15 protein-coding genes are annotated in these 18,704 nt (G+C 59.8%); 2 read left to right on the top strand and 13 right to left on the bottom strand.

The annotated features are described in order from the left end of the window. Positions 1-81 precede the first annotated feature (81 nt). Both EJA70_RS00075 and EJA70_RS00070 read right to left on the bottom strand, forming a co-directional pair. Positions 82-240, bottom strand: a complete 159-nt coding sequence (locus EJA70_RS00075; protein WP_003228885.1) for a YqaE/Pmp3 family membrane protein — start codon at positions 238-240, stop codon at positions 82-84. Between the two features lie 194 nt (positions 241-434). Beyond that, a complete protein-coding gene (locus EJA70_RS00070; protein ID WP_158828776.1) occupies positions 435-1,718 on the bottom strand; it encodes an aspartate aminotransferase family protein in 1,284 nt (427 codons plus the stop codon). 169 nt (positions 1,719-1,887) lie between these two features. On the opposite strand from EJA70_RS00070, the gene EJA70_RS00065 reads away from it, so the two are divergent. After that, positions 1,888-2,802: a LysR family transcriptional regulator gene (locus EJA70_RS00065; RefSeq protein ID WP_158828774.1), complete on the top strand. Its 915-nt coding sequence runs from the start codon at positions 1,888-1,890 to the stop codon at positions 2,800-2,802. Positions 2,803-3,029: 227 nt separating this feature from the next. On the opposite strand, the gene EJA70_RS00060 is transcribed toward EJA70_RS00065, so the two are convergent. From EJA70_RS00060 to bioB, 11 genes are all read right to left on the bottom strand, one after another. Continuing rightward, on the bottom strand, positions 3,030-4,808 hold the full coding sequence (locus tag EJA70_RS00060; protein ID WP_158828772.1) for an acyl-CoA dehydrogenase C-terminal domain-containing protein: 1,779 nt from the start codon (positions 4,806-4,808) through the stop codon (positions 3,030-3,032). A gap of 197 nt (positions 4,809-5,005) precedes the next feature. After that, positions 5,006-6,802, bottom strand: coding sequence for an acyl-CoA dehydrogenase C-terminal domain-containing protein (locus EJA70_RS00055; protein WP_158828769.1), 1,797 nt, complete (start codon positions 6,800-6,802; stop codon positions 5,006-5,008). Positions 6,803-6,891: 89 nt separating this feature from the next. After that, a complete protein-coding gene (locus EJA70_RS00050) occupies positions 6,892-8,181 on the bottom strand; it encodes a GGDEF domain-containing protein (RefSeq protein WP_008085156.1) in 1,290 nt (429 codons plus the stop codon). Positions 8,182-8,378: 197 nt separating this feature from the next. Beyond that, positions 8,379-10,481 (bottom strand): cytochrome-c peroxidase, encoded by a 2,103-nt coding sequence (locus EJA70_RS00045; protein WP_158828767.1) that lies wholly within the window; start codon positions 10,479-10,481, stop codon positions 8,379-8,381. 273 nt (positions 10,482-10,754) lie between these two features. After that, a complete protein-coding gene (locus EJA70_RS00040; protein ID WP_064119243.1) occupies positions 10,755-12,560 on the bottom strand; it encodes a phenylacyl-CoA dehydrogenase in 1,806 nt (601 codons plus the stop codon). Positions 12,561-12,835: 275 nt separating this feature from the next. Then, complete coding sequence (locus EJA70_RS00035) at positions 12,836-13,132, bottom strand: pyrroloquinoline quinone biosynthesis protein PqqE (protein ID WP_158828765.1); 297 nt, start codon at positions 13,130-13,132, stop codon at positions 12,836-12,838. 108 nt (positions 13,133-13,240) lie between these two features. Beyond that, positions 13,241-13,921: a dethiobiotin synthase gene (bioD, locus tag EJA70_RS00030; protein ID WP_158828763.1), complete on the bottom strand. Its 681-nt coding sequence runs from the start codon at positions 13,919-13,921 to the stop codon at positions 13,241-13,243. Next, positions 13,918-14,727: a malonyl-ACP O-methyltransferase BioC gene (bioC, locus tag EJA70_RS00025; RefSeq protein WP_158828761.1), complete on the bottom strand. Its 810-nt coding sequence runs from the start codon at positions 14,725-14,727 to the stop codon at positions 13,918-13,920. Before bioC ends, bioD begins: the two co-directional genes overlap by 4 nt. Then, positions 14,720-15,451: an alpha/beta fold hydrolase gene (locus EJA70_RS00020; RefSeq protein WP_158828759.1), complete on the bottom strand. Its 732-nt coding sequence runs from the start codon at positions 15,449-15,451 to the stop codon at positions 14,720-14,722. Before EJA70_RS00020 ends, bioC begins: the two co-directional genes overlap by 8 nt. Further along, complete coding sequence (gene bioF, locus EJA70_RS00015; protein ID WP_158828757.1) at positions 15,444-16,622, bottom strand: 8-amino-7-oxononanoate synthase; 1,179 nt, start codon at positions 16,620-16,622, stop codon at positions 15,444-15,446. The genes EJA70_RS00020 and bioF overlap by 8 nt, the downstream gene beginning before the upstream one ends. Before the next feature lie 130 nt (positions 16,623-16,752). Then, positions 16,753-17,808 carry a biotin synthase BioB gene (gene bioB / locus EJA70_RS00010; protein WP_064388191.1) on the bottom strand — a complete coding sequence of 352 codons (1,056 nt, stop codon included), beginning with the start codon at positions 17,806-17,808 and terminating at the stop codon, positions 16,753-16,755. A 91-nt stretch (positions 17,809-17,899) separates the two neighbouring features. On the opposite strand from bioB, the gene EJA70_RS00005 reads away from it, so the two are divergent. Beyond that, positions 17,900-18,634, top strand: a complete 735-nt coding sequence (locus EJA70_RS00005; RefSeq protein ID WP_158828755.1) for a ComF family protein — start codon at positions 17,900-17,902, stop codon at positions 18,632-18,634. The last annotated feature ends 70 nt before the right edge of the window (positions 18,635-18,704 follow it).

The raw sequence follows: 18,704 nt of genomic DNA, 5'->3' as shown, positions 1-18,704 counted from the left end.
TGCGATCTTTTGATCCTGATCCTCGAATTAAAATCAAAAGATCGCAGCGTGCCGCAGCTCCTACAGGTTTATGTCGATGACTCAGCGCTTGGCGATGATATACACCGCATGCACGATCCCCGGAATGTACCCGCACAACGTCAGCAGAATGTTCAACCAGAACGCCCCGCCAAACCCGACCTGCAGAAACACGCCCAGTGGTGGCAACAGAATAGCGATGATGATCCGAATAAAATCCATGGGGCAGCTCCTGAATGGGGGTTGGCTCACCTGAGCCATACAAGCTAATCGACCCGCGCCGTTCGTCAGGGTTCAGTGCAACTGCCATTTGATCGCCACCACCTCACAAAAAAACGCCCCACGCCAAAAGAATCAGGCGTGGGGCGTGCGTTATACCGCGAGACGGTTCTTTAATTCGGGCAGGAAACTTCAGCTCAGACGGCAATCCCTTTGCGGCATTGCAGCTGTGCGGTGCGCACGCGGGCGAACGCGCGACCCAGGCGCAGGAGCATTTCGTCGATGTTGGTTTTGCTCACGGTGAGCGCCGGGGTGAAGCGCAGGCAGTTGGCTTGCGGGGCGTTGAGCAGCAGGCCTTCGTGCAAGGCGGCGTGGACGACGGCTTCGGCGCAATCGTCCGACAGGGTCAGTCCGTAGAACAAGCCTTGGCCGCGCAGTTCGCCGTGGTCGTAGCGGTGCGCCAAGCGGGCCAGGCCTTCGCGCAGATGCTGGCCGTTGTCGTTGACCTGCTGGAGAAAGCTGCGATCGTGCACACTGTCGAGCACCACCAGCCCGGCCGCGGTCATCAGTGCGTTGCCGTGATGCGTGCCGCCGAGTTCGCCTGCTTCGAAGCAGCAGGCCTTGCCCCGCGCCAGCAGCGCCGCCAACGGCACACCGCCGCCAAGCCCTTTGCCGAGCACGACGATATCGGCGCGCACGCCGTAGGACTGTTCCGCGAGCAAGGTGCCACAGCGACCAATGCCGGTTTGCACTTCGTCGAGGATCAGCAGAATGCCCAGTTCACGGCACAGACGCTCGACACCCTTGAGGTAATGCTCGGTGGCCGGAACAACGCCGGCATCGCTCTGGATCGGCTCCAGCATGATCGCCACGGTCTGCGCATCGACCGCCGCATGCAGCGCCGGTAAATCGTTGAACGGCACCAGATCAAAACCCGGCAGCAGCGGCGCGAAACGGTTGTGCAGATTGCAGCTGTCCGAAGCAGAAATCGTTGCCAGGCTGCGGCCATGACAGCCTTGCTTCGCAACAATAATCCGCGAGGCGCCGCCGCGATGCAGTTGGCCCCATTTGCGTGCCAGTTTGATCGCCGCTTCACAGGCTTCGCTGCCGCTGTTGAGCAGGTAAGCCTGATCGCTGGCGGTAGCGGCGCACAGGCGTTCGGCGAGGCTGAGCATGCCGCGATTGTGCAGATTGAAACCGGGATTGATCAGCGCCTGCGCCTGACTGCTGATGGCTTTCACCAGCGCCGAAGGACTGTGACCAAGGCTGTTGGCGCCACCGGCCTGGGAAAAGTCGAGATACGCACGATCGTTGCTGTCCCATAGCCACGAACCCTGACCACGGACGAATAGCTGCTGCGGCCGTTCGACGCTGGGCATCAGCCGCTCGGCGCTAAGACTTTCGCTGTTTTCAGAGAAATTGGCCTCGAACGCGAGGTCATCAAGACTCGGCGTCTGGCGCCGCAAGCTAAACAGATTCATTGCAAAAAACCTCGTTTGAGGTGTTTTGAACTGCCTATGTAAACACTGTCGAAGCGAACGCTATTCATCGCGCTTTCTGGCCCTGTAAGCCTTGTGAATGCGGTTAGACTAGGCTCACTGACGGCTTCGGGCCATTTCGATTTCCCAGCATTTTCGATAAGCATTACTTATGGATTTCAAACAACTGCGTTATTTCGTCGCGGTCTACGAAGAAGGCCATGTCGGCCGGGCAGCGGAACGTCTGTCGATCTCGCAGCCAGCGTTGTCGCAGCAGATCCGCCAACTTGAACAGAACCTCGACGTCACTCTGTTCGAGCGCAGCAGCAAACGTCTGCTGCCGACCCTCGCCGCACACACTTTGTACAACCATGCCTTGCCGCTGCTCGATGGTTTGCAACGGGCACGCGAGGCGTTGGGCAACTTCAAGGGACAGGCCTTGCGCACGCTGGCCATCGGCGTGCTGCAAACGGTTCACACCAGTCTGGTGCCGCAAATGCTTGAGCGGGTACGCAAGGCGCAGCCGCATCTGGTGGTGCAGATTTATGAATTGACTGGACTTGAGATCGAGCGGCGCCTGCTCAACGGGTCGCTGGACATTGGCATCAGTTATCTGCCGCCGCGCCAACCTGGCCTGCATGGCGTGATGCTCTATGAAGACGAGCTGACACTGGTGATCCCGGCGGATCATCCGTTGCGCGAATTCAAGAAAGTCTCGATACGCCAGGCCGCCGAACTGCCGATGCTGCTGTTGGGCGAAGAGTTCCAGATCCGCCAGATCTGGCAGACGCAACTGACCGCCCTCGGGCGACGTCCGCAAGTGCAGGCCGAGCTGAACAATATGGTGGGGATTCTCGACAGCCTGCCGCATACCAAATTGGCAACGGTGCTGCCGGGGCGTTCGCAGAAGGAATACGACGATCAGGATCTGCTATGGAAACCGCTGAGCGAGCCACGGGTGCCGCTGAAGGTGGGTCTGGTGTGTCGCGATGTGCAACGCCAGCAGGCCTCTTTGGCTCTTTTGCGGACATTGCTGGAAGAAGTGATGGAACGCGAGATGAAGCCAACGCTTGATCCGCTGGCCTGACTACTTTTCTGCAGGCAAAAGAAAACCCCGCCGAAGCGGGGCTTTGCAGACTGTTTCCCTGACATCCATTTCACTCCGCCACCCTGGCAGAATCCTACGTGTCCGTGTTGTTGCTTTGCGCTTCCTGCGCGACGTCCATGAAATGTAGATTAGCTCTGGATCCAATTTCCGACTATGGGAGAACAGCAGCACGTCATGTAAGAGAATGCTTACATGACGTTACATCATCAGAATTGCGCCGCATCCAGCAGGAACAGCGACTCGCTGCCAGCCTTCACCGACGCGCTCAACGAGTGAATGCGCGGCAATAGACGGGCGAAATAGAAGCGCGCGGTGCCGAGCTTGCTGGCGTAGAAATCGTCCTGCGCTTCTTTGCCCAGCGCAGCTTTAGCCATCAGTGCCCACATGTAAGCGTAGGAAACGTAGCCGAACGCTTGCAGATATTCGACCGAGGCCGCGCCGATTTCGTTCGGGTTGTTTTTCGCCCGATCCAGTACCCACGACGTCAGCTCGTCGAGGGTGTCGACGGCATCGTTCAGCGGCTTGGTGAATTCGCCCAGATCGGCGCTGGCAGTCGCGGTGAAGTGGCGGATCTCGTCAGCGAACAGCTTGTAGAACGCGCCGCCGCTGCCGACGATCTTGCGACCGACCAGGTCTAGCGCCTGAATGCCGTTGGTGCCTTCGTAGATCTGGGTGATGCGCACATCACGCACCAATTGCTCCTGGCCCCACTCACGGATGTAGCCATGGCCACCGAAAATCTGTTGGCCGTGCACGGTGGTTTCCAGACCGAGATCGGTGAGGAACGCTTTGGCCACCGGCGTCAGCAACGCGACCAGATCTTCGGCACGCTTACGGGTCGCGGCGTCTTCGCTGAACTTGGCGGTGTCGAGTTGCATCGCCACGTAAGTGGAGAACGCACGGCCGCCTTCGTTCGAGGCTTTCATGGTCAGCAGCATGCGCCGCACGTCCGGGTGGACGATGATCGGGTCAGCGACTTTGTCTTTGTTTTGCGCGCCCGTCGGTGAACGGCTTTGCAGACGGTCGCGCGCGTATTCAACGGCGTTCTGATAAGAGCGCTCGCCGGTCGCCAGGCCCTGGATGCCGACGCCCAGACGCTCGTAGTTCATCATGGTGAACATCGCGTTGAGGCCTTTGTTCGGCTCGCCGACCAGGTAACCCACGGCTTCGTCGAAGTTCATCACGCAGGTCGCGGAGGCCTGGATGCCCATTTTGTGTTCGATCGAACCGCAGTTCGCCGGGTTGCGTGCGCCGAGGCTGCCGTCGGCATTGACCATGAACTTCGGCACCAAGAACAGCGAGATGCCTTTAGGGCCCGCCGGGGCGTCCGGCAGTTTCGCCAGCACCAGGTGAATGATGTTTTCGGTGAGGTCGTGTTCGCCACCGGTGATGAAGATCTTGGTACCGCTGACCTTGTAGGAACCGTCGGCCTGAGGCTCAGCCTTGGTACGAATAATCCCCAGGTCGGTACCGGCGTGCGGCTCGGTCAGGCACATCGAACCGGCCCAGACGCCGGCGTACATGTTCGGCAGGTACGCGGCTTTCAGCTCTTCGCTGGCGTGGGCGTTGATCGACAGGCAGGCGCCGGCGGTCAGCATCGGGTACAGACCGAAGGACAGGCTGGCGGAGTTGACCATTTCTTCAACTTGCGCCGATACGGCTTTGGGCATGCCCATGCCGCCGAACTCGGGATCACCGCCGACGCCGACCCAACCGCCTTCGGCGTAAGTCTGATAAGCCTGTGGGAAACCGGCCGGGGTGGTGACGGCGCCGTCGGCCCAATGGCAACCTTCTTCGTCAGCGGCACGGCTCAGTGGCGCGATGCTTTTGCTGGTGACCTTGCCGGCCTCTTCGAGAATGGCTTCAACGGTTTCGGCGTCGACGGTCTCGGCCAGTGCCGGCAGTTCGGCCCAGAGTTTGGCGACCTCGAACACTTCATTGAGGACGAAGCGCATATCGCGCAGCGGCGCTTTGTAGTCAGCCATGGCAAACCTCGCAAGATCTAAACGGTGATTCGTGGAATGATGTTTTCGTTGAGCCCGAGTGTACCTCAACAACTTTTGCGACACATAGGGTCAACCGGTGACTGATTTGTTATTTTTGGTCATCATAAAAAATCGCAGCCCCGCCAACCCCAAATTCCCTGTAGGAGCTGCCGAAGGCTGCGATCTTTTGATCTTCTTTAAAGCGCAAACAACTCCGCCGGCAAGTTCATCAAACAATCACTCCCCGCCTCAATCGCCGCCCGGTGCGCCGCCGTACGCGGTAACAGTCGCTTGAAGTAAAACTCGCACGTCGCCAATTTCCCGCGCAGATAATCCGCCTCGCCCTCGCCCGCCTCCAGTTGTGCCTGCGCCACCCACGCCATGCGCAGCCACAGATAACCGAGAATGATGTAACCGCTGTACATCAGATAATCCACCGACGCCGCGCCCACTTCATCAGGGTTCTTCATGGCCGCCATGCCGACCTTCATGGTCAGGTCGCCCCACTGCTGATTGAGCTCGTTGAGCTGCGCAACAAAACTGCCCAACTGCGGATGCTCGGCGTTGACAGCGCAGAATTTGTGGACGATTTTGGTAAAGCCGCGCAGCAATTTGCCCTGACTGCCCAACACCTTGCGCCCGAGCAGATCCAGCGCCTGAATGCCATTAGTGCCTTCGTAAATCGGTGCAATCCGGCAATCGCGCACCAGTTGCTCCATGCCCCACTCGCGAATAAAACCGTGGCCGCCAAATATCTGCATGCCGAGGTTGGTCACTTCCAGCCCGCTGTCGGTCATGAACGCTTTGCAGATCGGCGTGAGGAACGCCAACAAGTCTTCAGCCTCCTGGCGCGCGTCGGCGTCGCTGTTCAGATGTGCGGTATCGAGCAACTGCGCGGTGAAGTAAGTCAGTGCGCGGTTGCCTTCGTTGAAGGCTTTCATGGTCAGCAACATGCGCCGCACATCCGGGTGGACGATGATTGGGTCGGCGACTTTGTCCGGGGCTTTGGCGCCGGTCAGTGAGCGCATCTGCAAGCGGTCGTTGGCGTATTTGATCGCGCCCTGAAAGCTTGCCTCGCCCAGACACAAGCCCTGCATGCCGGTGCCGAGGCGCGCGTGGTTCATCATGGTGAACATGCAGTTGAGGCCCTTGTTCGGCTCGCCGATCAGGTAGCCCTTGGCGCCATCGAAGTTGAGCACGCAGGTAGCCGAAGCCTTGATGCCCATCTTGTGTTCGATCGAACCACAGGAAACACCGTTGCGTTCGCCCGCTTCGCCCGCCGTGTCCGGCAAGAACTTCGGCACGATAAACAGCGAGATGCCCTTGGTCCCGGCTGGCGCGTCCGGCAGTTTCGCCAACACCAGATGGATGATGTTGTCGCTCATGTCGTGCTCGCCGGCGGAGATGAAAATCTTGCTGCCGGTGACCGCATAACTGCCGTCAGCCTGAGGCACGGCGCGGGTCTTGATGATGCCCAGATCGGTGCCGCAGTGGGCTTCGGTCAGGCACATGGTGCCGGTCCATTGCCCGGCGGTGAGTTTGCTCAGGTAGGTTTCTTTCTGCTCGGCGCTGCCGTGGGCGTGGATTGCCGACATCGCGCCGTGGGTCAGGCCCGGGTACATGCCCCAGGAGGTATTGCTGGAGCCGACCATCTCGCTGATCACCAACCCCAGCGAACTCGGCAGCCCTTGCCCGCCGTAGGTCGGATCTGCCGCCAGACCATGCCAGCCACCTTCGACATATTGTGCGAAAGCCTGCTTGAAGCCTGTAGGCGTTGTCACCACACCGTTGTCGAAATGGCAGCCCTCCTCGTCACCGCTGCGATTGAGCGGCGCCAGAACGTTTTCGCAGAACTTCGCGCCCTCTTCGAGGATCGCGTTGATCATGTCCGGGCTCGCGTCATCCGCGCCGAGGGCGGCGTAGTTGGCGTGGAAGTCGAAGACGTGATCGATCAGAAAGCGCATGTCGCGCAGCGGGGCTTTGTACTCAGGCATGGTGGCTTCTCCGTCAGCAGATTCCTCAACCTACTGCCGGCCACCACGCCCGACAATCATTGTGCAGACGCTGAATGCGCCGTCATCACTCAACCTGCGGCCGTGCCCATGCGCACCGCGCCACGGCGGTTCTGGCCGAACGCGACGACGCAGTTTCGCCCTGCGCCTTTGGCGCTGTAGAGCGCCTCGTCGGCTGATTTCAGGACTTGCTCGGGGTTGCGCTGCTCAACGCGCTCGGCGACGCCGATACTCACCGTCACCGACACGCTCGAAGCACCCGAGCCGGCGCGACGCTGACGTCCTTGTTGATCGTCGTTCGGGCGGTTTTCCTGATTGCGCAGTTGAATGTTGTAGGACGCAATCGACTCGCGAATCACTTCCAGATGCGGCATGCACTCTTCAAGGGTTTTGCCTGCAAACACCAGGGCGAATTCCTCACCGCCATAGCGATACGCCCTACCGCCACCGCTGATTTTCGACAGCTTGCTGGCGACCAGACGCAGCACTTGGTCACCAACATCGTGGCCGTGGGTGTCGTTGAATTTCTTGAAGTGGTCAACGTCGCTCATCGCCAGCACATAGTTGCGGCCGAGCCGCTGCATGCGTTCGTTGAGTGCGCGACGCCCCGGCAGACCGGTGAGTTCGTCGCGGAAGGCCATTTGATAAGCCTCATGCGCAACGGCAGCGGCGATCATCAACATCACTTGGCTGCACATGATGTTCAGGGTGAACGGCAGGATGAAGGTTTTCGGCAGCATCCAGAATACGCCGAGCAGGCCGACCAGCTGCGCCGCGTGCAGCGGGCGCGGGTTGCGCCAGTACTGCCAGGCCAAGAGCAGGAACGCCGAAATAAACACCGGATAGGACAGCTGGATCAGGCTCATCCAAGCGCCGTGCAGCGCCGGCCAGCGGATTTCCGAGAGCCACATCAGCAGCGCCTGGGGATAACTTTGCTCAAGCCCCAACGCCACGCTGCCAAACGCGAGTAAAACGGCGAAGCGCGCGACCATGTCCTGAAACAGGTGCGTGCGCTCCTGCCACGCAGCAAACAGGCCAAACAGCAGCGGCAAGAGCAGACAGACCAGATGGAAGACCACGGCGGCGTCTTCGCGCACTTTGCCGTTGTCGCGGTAATAGTCGGTCTGGGTATCGAGCAGAAAGTAGGCGATGTACACCGTGAGCATCAGAAACAGTTCGCGCTGACGTCGGTATACCGCGCAGTAAGCGCCACCCAGCAACAGCACCAACGTCGGCAACACGTTGAACAGCGAAGTGAAGAACACGTTGAGGTCTTTGACGTACGCAGCCGCCAACCCCGCGAGTAACAACAGCAGCGAAGGTAGAAAATGACTGAAACGTACAGCGGAAGAACGCGGCAAGGGTAAAGCTCCGACCCGTCATGGCAAAAAAGATGGCATTGTGCCTGCAATGTGGCCAGTTAAGCACACAATGTGATCCAGATCACAGGCAGTCTCTTTAACGGCAGAAAACCTGACTATCTGAGCGTTTTGCCAAGTTTTTTGCCCTGCGCGGTGTGCTGGCCACCATGACTGATGGCCAGCCTTGGAAAAAACCCTTACAGATCGTTATAGAACGGCAGCAATGGCCCCTCCGCCGGGCTCCGTCCCTCGGCACCGTAGGGCTTGAGATTGAGCGAAGCATCCGCCGCTTGCCGCGTCGTAACCTTCGGACTGGCCGGACGCTGAGTCACGGCATTTTCATCGCCGACATGGCCCTGCGGAATCACCAGCGACGGATGATCGAACGGCGCCCGTTCCCAGGCCACGCGCGGATCGGTCAGGCCGACTTCCATGAATTTCACCAGTGCATCGATCTCATCCGGGGTCAGGTTGAGGTTGGTCATGTCCGGATCGAGGTTCGAGGTGTTGTGCTGATTGGCCGACGGGTGTTCGAAACCGCTGGTGTTGTTGGCGTCCTCACCACGGCGGTCGCCGCCACGGTTGTAGAATTCCATCACTTGCTTGAGCGTGGCGCGGCTGCCGTTGTGAAAGTACGGCCCAGTCAAAGCGATGTTGCGCAGGGTCGGCGTCTTGAAGGCGCCATCGACCGAATCGCGGAAGTTGACGTTGGGTTTGAGCGTGGCGTCGCACGGAATCGCTGCGCTCAGCGGTGCTTCGAAGGTGCAGACATCGACATCCAGCGGATCGGCAATGCTGGCGCCCTGCAACAGCTTGTTGTATTGACGGCTGAACGACCACGGATTGCCCCAGGCATCTGTCCCGCCAAGCGCGAGGTCTTCGGAAGTCGGGCGCACGCCGGTGTTGTAGAAACCGTTGTCGTAGAGCGTGGTGAGGTTGTCGGCCATGACCATGCGCTCGATACGCTCACGCGGGTGCATCAACAAGCGGCTGGCGGCATTGGTCAGCTCCGCACCGCCATGGCAGTTCACACATTTACCCTTGCCGAGAAACAGATTCATGCCCTGGACCTGCTGCGCATTCATAGCGGTTGAATCGCCTTGCAGGTAAGCATCGATGGGCGCCTGATCGGAGATCAACGTGGATTCGTACATCTGAATCGCCAGACCGAAGAACAGCGGGAAATTGGCTTCCATCTGCGTATACGGCGCACCACCCACCAGCACGTTTTGCGTGGCGTTCCACAGTCGTGGCTGGAAGGCGTTCTTGATCAGTTCGCGATAGGTCGGGCGCCGCGCGCCGGACACCGAGGCGAGCACGGAATCGTTGGAGGAAATCCGTTGTTGCTTGAGCATCAACTGATCGAGCATGCGCCGGCCGATGTCGGCGAAAGTACGGCCGCCGCAGGACATCTCCACCCCGCTGCCCGGCGGGCCTACCGCTTGCGATGCGGCGGAAGCGTCGTTGAGCGCCAGCCGGACTTTGCTGGCCACGGTGCTGCGCTCGGCGGTCACGTAAATCCCTGCATCGGGATCGCGGTTGCCGAACGGCGAGAAGCCGTTGAACACGTTATTCGCGCGGCCATCCCAGAAATTGCGCACGTTGAACGCCGCGTTGATCACCGACGGCGCGTTACGCCCGGTGCTGCGGCGCACGTTGATGCCGCCGACCTGGAAAATACCGTCGGGCTGCTGGGTGCATTTGTCGAAACGCGGTTGATTGGGTTTGACGAAATTGGCGTCGAACACGCCCTGGGAGCCGACCACGTCATCGCTCGAATAGACGATCGGCGAGTTGCGCTCCAGTGGATTGCTCAGCACATGGGTCGGGAAGTCGGTTTTCTTCAGCGTGTAGTTCGGCCCGCCCTTGCCGCCGGACAAGGTCGCGTAGGACGCCACGTCACCGGGTATGTCGGAGGCCACAAAGGGTTTGTTGAAGATTGAGGCGACGTTGGCGTTGGTGTGTGCCTGGCCGGGGTTGAGCTGGTTGGTGATGCGGTGGTCGACACCGGCGTGATAGTGGCAGGAGGCGCACGCTGTGGCGCCATCACTGCCGACTTCCATGTCCCAGAACAGCGCTTTGCCGAGCAGAATCGCGGCGGAGCGGTTGAGCACGTAGTCAGTCATCAAGTCGACCTTGCGCCCGCCTTCTGTCCCCGACGGATCGGGCGGCAGCATGCCACGCAGCGATTGCAGGCTCGGCACTTCCGGTACTGGCGGATCCACTTCGGCGGGCGTTGCGGCCATTGCGCCGGAGGCTGCGAGTGCGAGGGCTAGCCAGACAAGTCGACTGATGTTCATGTGCTTCACCCTGACGGTTGTTGTTATGCGTTTTGCCGGGCGAGAGGCGTCGTGGAACAGCACAGGATTTCTCGTGAGCGCCGGTTAATCCGGGCAGTGCAATTAATTGGCCATCTTGCTTGGAAACATTTTGAATCAATAAACGCGGGGACAGCGCGCTGGCAGCCACCGTTTCTGCTGGGGAATCGTCCCCAGAGTCGGGGATAAATCCAACGCAAAAAAAAACCGCTGCACCCGAAGGCGCAGCGGTTTTTCAAGAGACTGCGTTAAGGCTTAGTAGCCCAGTGCGAAGTCTTCTTCTTTCATGTCCATCAGGTTGTTCGCGCCCGACAGCATGGTCGCCACGTGCGTACGGGTACGCGGCAGGATGCGCTGGAAGTAGAAGCGCGCGGTTTGCAGCTTGGCGGTGTAGAACGCTGCGTCGCCGGTGCCTTCTGCCAGCTTTTCAGCGGCCAGACGCGCCATGTCGGCCCAGAAGTAAGCCAGGCAGGCATAACCGGAGTACATCAGGTAGTCCACGGAGGCCGCGCCGACTTCTTCGCGATCTTTCATGGCGGCCATACCGACCTTCATGGTCAGCTCGCCCCATTCCTTGTTGATTGCCGCCAGCGGTGCAACGAATTCTGCAACGGCTTCGTTGCCTTCGTTGTTCTGGCAGAACTTGTGGACGATCTTGGTGAAGCCTTTCAGAGCCTCGCCTTGCGTCATCAGCACTTTACGGCCGAGCAGGTCGAGTGCCTGGATACCGGTGGTGCCTTCGTACAGCATCGAAATGCGGCTGTCGCGAACGTTCTGCTCCATGCCCCACTCGGCGATGAAGCCGTGGCCGCCGTAGATCTGAACGCCGTGGTTGGCGGATTCGAAACCGACTTCGGTCATGAACGCTTTAGCGATCGGGGTCATGAAAGCCAGCAGTGCGTCGGCTTTCTTCTTCTCTTCTTCATCGACGCCGTATTTGACGATGTCGACCTGTTTGGCGGTGAAGTACACCATCGCACGGTTGCCTTCGGCGAACGCCTTCATGGTCAACAGCATGCGGCGTACGTCAGGGTGAACGATGATCGGGTCAGCGGCTTTTTCCGGCGCTTTCGGGCCAGTCAGCGAGCGCATTTGCAGACGATCGCGAGCGTATTTCAGGCCGCCCTGGAAACCGATTTCGGCGTGGGCCAGACCTTGCAGCGCGGTACCCAGACGTGCGGTGTTCATAAAGGTGAACATGCAGTTCAGGCCTTTGTTCGCCGGGCCGATCAGGAAACCGGTAGCGCCGTCGAAGTTCATCACGCAAGTGGCGTTGCCGTGGATGCCCATCTTGTGTTCCAGCGAACCACAGGTCACTGCGTTGCGCTCACCGACGGTGCCATCAGCGTTCGGCATGAACTTAGGAACGATAAACAGCGAGATGCCTTTGGTGCCAGCCGGAGCGTCCGGCAGTCGAGCCAGCACGATGTGGACGATGTTGTCGGCCATGTCGTGTTCACCGGCCGAGATGAAGATCTTGGTGCCGGAAACCTTGTAGGAACCGTCGGCCTGAGGTTCGGCCTTGGTGCGCAGCATGCCCAGGTCGGTGCCGCAGTGCGGTTCGGTCAGGCACATGGTGCCGGTCCATTCGCCGGAGACCAGTTTGGTCAGATAGGCTTCTTGCTGCTCTGGCGTGCCGTGCTCGGAGATGGTGTTCATCGCGCCGTGCGACAGGCCTGGGTACATGCCCCACGACCAGTTGGCTTCGCCAACCATTTCGCTTACGGCCAGACCCAGCGACTCCGGCAGGCCTTGGCCGCCGTGCTCGACGTCGTGCGCCAGGCTTGGCCAGCCGCCTTCAACGAATTGTTTGTAAGCCTCTTTGAAGCCCGTCGGGGTTTTCACGCCGGACTCGCTCCAGGTGCAACCTTCGAGGTCGCCCACGCGGTTCAGCGGTGCCAGTACCTGCTCACAAAACTTGGCGCCTTCTTCGAGAATGGCGTCAACCATGTCCGGAGTTGCGTCTGCGCAAGCCGGAAGGCTCTGATAGTGCGCTTCGTAGCCGAGCAGCTCGTCACGAACGAAGCGAATATCACGCAAGGGGGCCTTGTAGTCAGGCATAGCGATAAACCTCTGCTGATGTAACCGGGAATGAACGACCGCGTTGATTTGTTGTGACGGTCAAACAGTTGTTTGAAACATACGTTTACGCCGAAATCTTGTCAAGCATCGATCTTTTGCCGTTCGTCATCACGCCCGGTAAACGCTGGGCACAGCAAACCGCCATTGGCTCAAGCGAGTCATCGGCGCTGAAAAAAGATTAGTTGAGGGAGAAGGACTTACAACGAAAAACGCCGCGACAATGCGCGGCGTTCAGGAAACTGATGGCAAAAAAATCAGGCAAATGTATCGATGATTGTCCCGAGCATTTCATCGGATGCCTTGGCGACCTTAACGCCCAGCTCCGCCTGGAGCTTGCCCTGAGACATCTCGACCATATTGCTGGCCAGATCAGATTGCTGAGCACGATCCACGCCACGCAGACGATCAACCTGCACTTCGGACGACTGGCTGATCACCGAGCGTTCAATCGTATTATTGGCAATCTGGCTGGCAGCCTGATCGACGCGGTTTTGCCCGCTCTGAATCGAGCTCAGACCGGCATAAAAAGCTGTGTTACCGGAAATTTCCATAACGGTTCTCATCCTTGGGAAGGATCAATGGCTGTCATTGAAGCAGAGGTGTCAGAAAAACACCCGTCAAAAACACTAATGGCACAGTGCCTGCCCATAGAGAAAAACTTAGTCGAGCAGATCCAGTTGTAAATGATCGGCCACTGCTTCTGCGCTCAAAACCTTGAGTTTAGGCACGCGCCCCAAACACGGCGCGGGGATGCGCTCAGCCAATGTCGCCAGATTCTCCTCCAGCCGCGAGGTCTTTGGATCAATGATATTCGCCACCCATCCCGCTAACTGCAGGCCATCACGGGCGATTGCCTCAGCTGTCAGCAGCGCATGACTGATGCAACCCAGTCGCACACCGACGACCAAAATCACCGGCAGCTTCAACGCAATCGCCAAATCCGACAAATTATCCTGATCCGCCAATGGCACGCGCCAGCCACCCGCGCCTTCAATCAAGGTGAAATCGGCGTTCATCGCCAGAATCTCGCGCATCGGCGCCAACAAAGATTGCACGGTCAGCGCCACACCCGCTTCACGCGCCGCCAGATGCGGCGCGATGGCCGGCTCGAACGCCACCGGATTGACCTGTTGATAAGTCAGCGGCACCGAACACTCGGCCAGCAGCGCTAGCGCATCCGAATTACGCAAACCCTTGGGCGTGACATCGCACCCGGACGCCACCGGTTTGCCTGCCGCCGTGCTCAAGCCTGCCGACCGCGCCGCGTGCAGCAACCCCGCGGCAACCGTGGTCTTGCCGACATCGGTGTCGGTTCCGGTGATGAAATAGGCTGCGCTCATACGGGTTTCTCCAACACGGCGTAGACCACCTGATAAGTCGCCGGCAACCCCGACGCCTCACGGAACTGCTCGTAAGCTTCAACCAAGCCGAGAATCCGCGCGCGCCCGGTCAAACCGCCCGGCCGTCCCGGATTCAGATTGTGCGCGCCCAGGGCTTTCAATTCATGGGTCAGGCTGCGCACATCCGGGTAATGCAGCACGTGCGCCTGTTTCTCCAGACTCAACGTGCGTAAACCGCTGGCCGCGCACATTTGCTCATAGCGGGCGAACTCGCGGAAGCGATTGACGTGCACCAGCCCGTCGACCTGCCGCCAGCTGTCGCGCAACTCAAACAGCGTCCCTACACAAAGACTAGCAAACGCAAAAATTCCGCCCGGTTTCAGTACGCGAAAGGCCTCGCTGAGCACTGCTTCGAAATCCGCACACCACTGCACCGCGAGGCTGGAGAAGATCAGGTCGCAGGTCGAATCCTGCAACGGCAGCCGCTCGGCATCGCCGGCAATAAAATGCTGCGCACCACCCAACGGACGTGCGTGCTCGAGCATGCCCTCGGCAATGTCCAGCGCCACACCGTGGCTCTCGGCAAACCGCGAAGCCAACGCGCGGGTGAAGTATCCCGTGCCACAACCGAGATCCAGCCAGCGCGCCGGTACAAACTCCGTCGGCAAGCGCTGAATCAACTGTGTACCGACATCACGTTGCAACTCGGCGACGCTGTCGTAACTGGCCGCCGCGCGAGAAAAAGAGGCCGCGACCTGACGCTTGTCAGGCAAGCCGCCAGGCAGCACAAGAGACAAATCAGTCATCACCGCACTCATGTAAAAAAGCCTGGATCGCACCCGCCAGTCCGTGGGGATCTTCCAGAAGAAACGCATGACTGGCCTGTTCGATCAGACCAATTTCGATATCCGGCAACAAGGCGAACAACGCCCCCGCTGCTTCCGCCGGCACCAAACCGTCCTGCCCGGCGAACAGATGCAACTGCGGCCCGCGAAACGCCTGCAGCGCATCGCGAGTATCCATTTGCGCAAGCAATTCCAGCCCGGCCATCAATGCCGTCGGCGCGGTATTTGGCGCGCCGCCGAGCAGCAAACGCGACAAGCCGCGCGGGTCGTGCGCGCCTTGAACACAGAGCAAAGAGAAACGTTTGAGGGTCGTGCGCGGATCGGCCTGGCAACCGGCGAGAAACGCGTCGAACGTCTCGCCCGCCATCGCACTCGGCCATTGCTCATGGGCAACAAAACAAGGATTGCTCGCCAGCGTCAGCAATCCGCAGCAACGCTCGCCACGCCGCGCCGCCAATTCGCAGGCGAGCATCCCACCCAACGACCAGCCACCGAGCCAGACGTCCTGAGGAATGCGCTCATCAAGTTCGTCGAGCCAGTCTTGCAGATCGCGGGAATCCAGCTCGGGTAACGGCTCGATGTCGACTTTCAGGTGTGCATCGAGACCTTGCAACGCCGCCGCCAAGGGCTCCATCGGCGATACGCCGAGGCCCCAGCCGGGCAGCAGAATCAGGCGATCACGCATGGCTTGGCTCCGACGAGAGTTGGGCAAAGCAATCGGCCAGTCCTGCTAACAATAGCTGCACCTGCGCTTCACTGTGGGCGGCGGTCAGGGTCACACGTAAACGCGCGCTGCCGGCAGGCACGGTTGGCGGACGGATCGCGGTGACCATCAGCCCGCGCTCGCGCAACATCTGCGACAAGCGCACCGCGCGCCCGGCGTCGCCAATCATGATCGGCTGAATCGGCGTGAAGCTGTCCATCAACTCCAGGCCGATCTGCTCGGCGCCATGGCGGAACTGACGGATCAGCGTTTGCAGATGCTCACGACGCCAATGTTCAGTGCGTAAAAGCTCAAGACTTTTCAGCGTGGCGCAGGCCAGCGCCGGTGGCTGGCTGGTGGTGTAGATATACGGGCGGGCGAACTGGATCAGGCTCTCGATCAGTTCTTCACTGCCGGCGACGAAAGCGCCAGCGGTGCCGAAGGCTTTGCCGAGGGTGCCGACCAGCACCGGCACATCCTCCTGACTCAAACCGAAGTGCTCGACAATCCCGCCGCCATTCGCACCGAGCGGGCCGAAACCGTGCGCGTCATCGACCATCAGCCACGCGCCTTTGGCCTTGGCTGCGCGGGCGAGTGCCGGCAAGTCTGCCAGGTCGCCGTCCATGCTGAACACGCCGTCGGTGACCACCAGCGTGTTGCCGGTGGCTTTCTCCAGGCGCTTGGCCAGACTTTGCGCATCGTTGTGCAAATAGCGATTGAAACGCGCGCCGGACAACAAACCGGCATCCAGCAGCGAAGCATGATTGAGGCGGTCTTCCAGCACCGTATCGCCCTGCCCGACCAGCGCGGTGACCGCACCGAGGTTGGCCATGTAACCGGTGGTGAACAGCAGCGCACGCGGGCGACCGGTGAGGTCGGCCAAGGCTTCTTCGAGTGCATGGTGCGGGCCGCTGTGGCCGATCACCAAATGCGAGGCACCGCCACCGACACCCCAGCGCTCAGCGCCGGCGCGCCAGGCTTCGATCACTTGTGGGTGATTGGCCAGACCGAGGTAATCGTTGTTGCAGAAGGCGAGCAACGGTTTGCCGTCGACCACCACTTCAGGCCCCTGCGGGGATTCAAGCAGCGGGCGCTGGCGATAGAGATTTTCGGCACGACGGGCAGCAAGGCGTGCGGCGAGATCGAAAGACATGCAGGCCTCGACAGTAAAAAACAACTCTGTAGGAGCTGCCGAAGGCTGCGATCTTTTGATCTTGTCTTTTTAAAAACAACAGCAAAAGATCGCAGCCTTCGGCAGCTCCTACATGGGATCCGTGGGGCGATCAGACGGCGGCGTTGTAGAACTGCTCGCTGCTCTTCTGCTCAACCAATGCCTGCTCGATCGCCGCTTGGTGAACCTCGTCGGCATGCTCTTCACGCGCTTCCGGCTGGATGCCCAGGCGCGCAAACAACTGCATGTCCTTGTCCGCCTGCGGGTTGGCAGTGGTCAGCAACTTGTCGCCGTAGAAAATCGAGTTGGCGCCAGCGAAGAAAGCGAGGGCCTGCATCTGCTCATTCATCGCTTCGCGGCCGGCGGACAGGCGCACGTGGGATTGCGGCATGAGGATACGGGCCACGGCGAGCATGCGGATGAAGTCGAACGGGTCGATGTCTTCGGCGTTTTCCAGCGGCGTACCGGCGACCTTCACCAGCATGTTGATCGGCACCGATTCCGGGTGTTCCGGCAGGTTGGCCAACTGGATCAGCAGATTGGCGCGGTCATCCAGCGACTCGCCCATGCCGAGAATCCCGCCCGAGCAGATTTTCATCCCCGATTCACGTACATAGGCCAGCGTTTGCAGGCGCTCGCTGTAAGTGCGGGTGGTGATGATGCTGCCGTAGAACTCCGGCGAAGTGTCGAGGTTGTGGTTGTAGTAATCGAGGCCGGCCTTGGCCAGCGCTTCGGTCTGATCCTGATCGAGACGGCCGAGGGTCATGCAGGTTTCCAGGCCCATGGCTTTCACGCCTTCAACCATTTTCAGCACGTACGGCATGTCTTTGGCCGACGGGTGCTTCCACGCCGCGCCCATGCAGAACCGTGTCGAGCCGATGGCCTTGGCGCGTGCCGCCTCTTCGAGGACCTTCTGCACTTCCATCAGTTTTTCTTTTTCAAGGCCGGTGTTGTAGTGACCGGACTGCGGGCAGTACTTGCAGTCTTCCGGGCAGGCGCCGGTCTTGATCGACAGCAGCGTCGAAACCTGAACGCGGTTGGCGTTGAAATGTGCGCGGTGCACCGTTTGCGCCTGGAACAGCAAGTCGTTGAATGGCTGTACGAAGAGGGCTTTGACTTCGGCCAGTGACCAGTCGTGACGCAGGGTGGCGGTGGTGCTCGCGCTCATGGGTAATTCCTTGGTTATGCTTGGCTGGCGACTGGGGAAACGGAATACCCACAGGCGCTACACGGATGTTCGGCATATTTAAGGAAGAGTCATGCGCTGTCAACCACCATACAAAGAGTCGGTTTACATCTGTTTAAAAAACGTACAAATCTGTTTGTTGTGCGATGAGCCCGCAGACGCAGAAATGCCAATGTGCGTGGCGTGCGAGACCGAACTGCCATGGCTGGGTGATCACTGCATCACCTGCGCGCTGCCGCTGGCGGCGGCGGACATGACATGTGGTGAGTGCCTGCTAGAGCCTCCAGCGTTCGAACAGGTCGTCGTGCCGTGGCTGTATGGTTTCCCGGTGGACAGTTTGATAACGCGCTTTAAACACAACGCGAAATGGCCGTTTGGCCACCTGCTCGCCGACGTTCTCGGGCAATACCTGCAACATCGCTTCGAAGAGGACGTACCAAGACCGGAGGCGTTGTTGCCGGTGCCGATGGCGAAACAACGTTTGCGTCAGCGTGGTTTCAATCAGGCTGCGATGCTCGCGCAATGGCTGGGCAAGTCGCTTGATCTGCCGTGCGAGGAGCAGGTCCTGCGCAGGCTGCAGAACACCAGCGCCCAGCAGGATCTGGATGCCAAGGCGCGCAAACGCAATCTGCTGCAAGCCTTCAGCCTCAATCCCGATGCACAGGTGAAGGGCCGACATCTGGCGTTGATCGATGATGTGCTGACGACCGGCGCCACGGCCCAGGCGTTGGCCCGATTGTTGATGAATGCCGGCGCAGCAAGAGTTGATGTTTATTGCCTGGCCCGCACACCAAAACCAGGAACCTGAAGCCAACACACCCCCCTGTAGGAGCTGCGGCACGCTGCGATCTTTTGATCTTGTTTTTAAAGATCAAAAG

Origin of the sequence: Pseudomonas sp. PB103 (assembly GCF_009764635.1) — a bacterium.
Taxonomy (GTDB): domain Bacteria; phylum Pseudomonadota; class Gammaproteobacteria; order Pseudomonadales; family Pseudomonadaceae; genus Aquipseudomonas.
The sequence above is the reverse complement of the archived record's forward strand: the minus strand, read 5'-3'. Positions and strand labels throughout refer to the sequence as shown.

Bases quoted from the DNA above. Each gene is read 5' to 3' on its own strand.
- EJA70_RS00075 (WP_003228885.1), bottom strand. From the start codon at position 240: ATGGATTTTATTCGGATCATCATCGCTATTCTGTTGCCACCACTGGGC.
- EJA70_RS00070 (WP_158828776.1), bottom strand. From the start codon at position 1,718: ATGAATCTGTTTAGCTTGCGGCGCCAGACGCCGAGTCTTGATGACCTC.
- EJA70_RS00065 (WP_158828774.1), top strand. From the start codon at position 1,888: ATGGATTTCAAACAACTGCGTTATTTCGTCGCGGTCTACGAAGAAGGC.
- EJA70_RS00060 (WP_158828772.1), bottom strand. From the start codon at position 4,808: ATGGCTGACTACAAAGCGCCGCTGCGCGATATGCGCTTCGTCCTCAAT.
- EJA70_RS00055 (WP_158828769.1), bottom strand. From the start codon at position 6,802: ATGCCTGAGTACAAAGCCCCGCTGCGCGACATGCGCTTTCTGATCGAT.
- EJA70_RS00045 (WP_158828767.1), bottom strand. From the start codon at position 10,481: ATGAACATCAGTCGACTTGTCTGGCTAGCCCTCGCACTCGCAGCCTCC.
- EJA70_RS00040 (WP_064119243.1), bottom strand. From the start codon at position 12,560: ATGCCTGACTACAAGGCCCCCTTGCGTGATATTCGCTTCGTTCGTGAC.
- EJA70_RS00035 (WP_158828765.1), bottom strand. From the start codon at position 13,132: ATGGAAATTTCCGGTAACACAGCTTTTTATGCCGGTCTGAGCTCGATT.
- bioD (WP_158828763.1), bottom strand. From the start codon at position 13,921: ATGAGCGCAGCCTATTTCATCACCGGAACCGACACCGATGTCGGCAAG.
- bioC (WP_158828761.1), bottom strand. From the start codon at position 14,727: ATGACTGATTTGTCTCTTGTGCTGCCTGGCGGCTTGCCTGACAAGCGT.
- EJA70_RS00020 (WP_158828759.1), bottom strand. From the start codon at position 15,451: ATGCGTGATCGCCTGATTCTGCTGCCCGGCTGGGGCCTCGGCGTATCG.
- bioF (WP_158828757.1), bottom strand. From the start codon at position 16,622: ATGTCTTTCGATCTCGCCGCACGCCTTGCTGCCCGTCGTGCCGAAAAT.
- bioB (WP_064388191.1), bottom strand. From the start codon at position 17,808: ATGAGCGCGAGCACCACCGCCACCCTGCGTCACGACTGGTCACTGGCC.
- EJA70_RS00005 (WP_158828755.1), top strand. From the start codon at position 17,900: ATGCGCTGTCAACCACCATACAAAGAGTCGGTTTACATCTGTTTAAAA.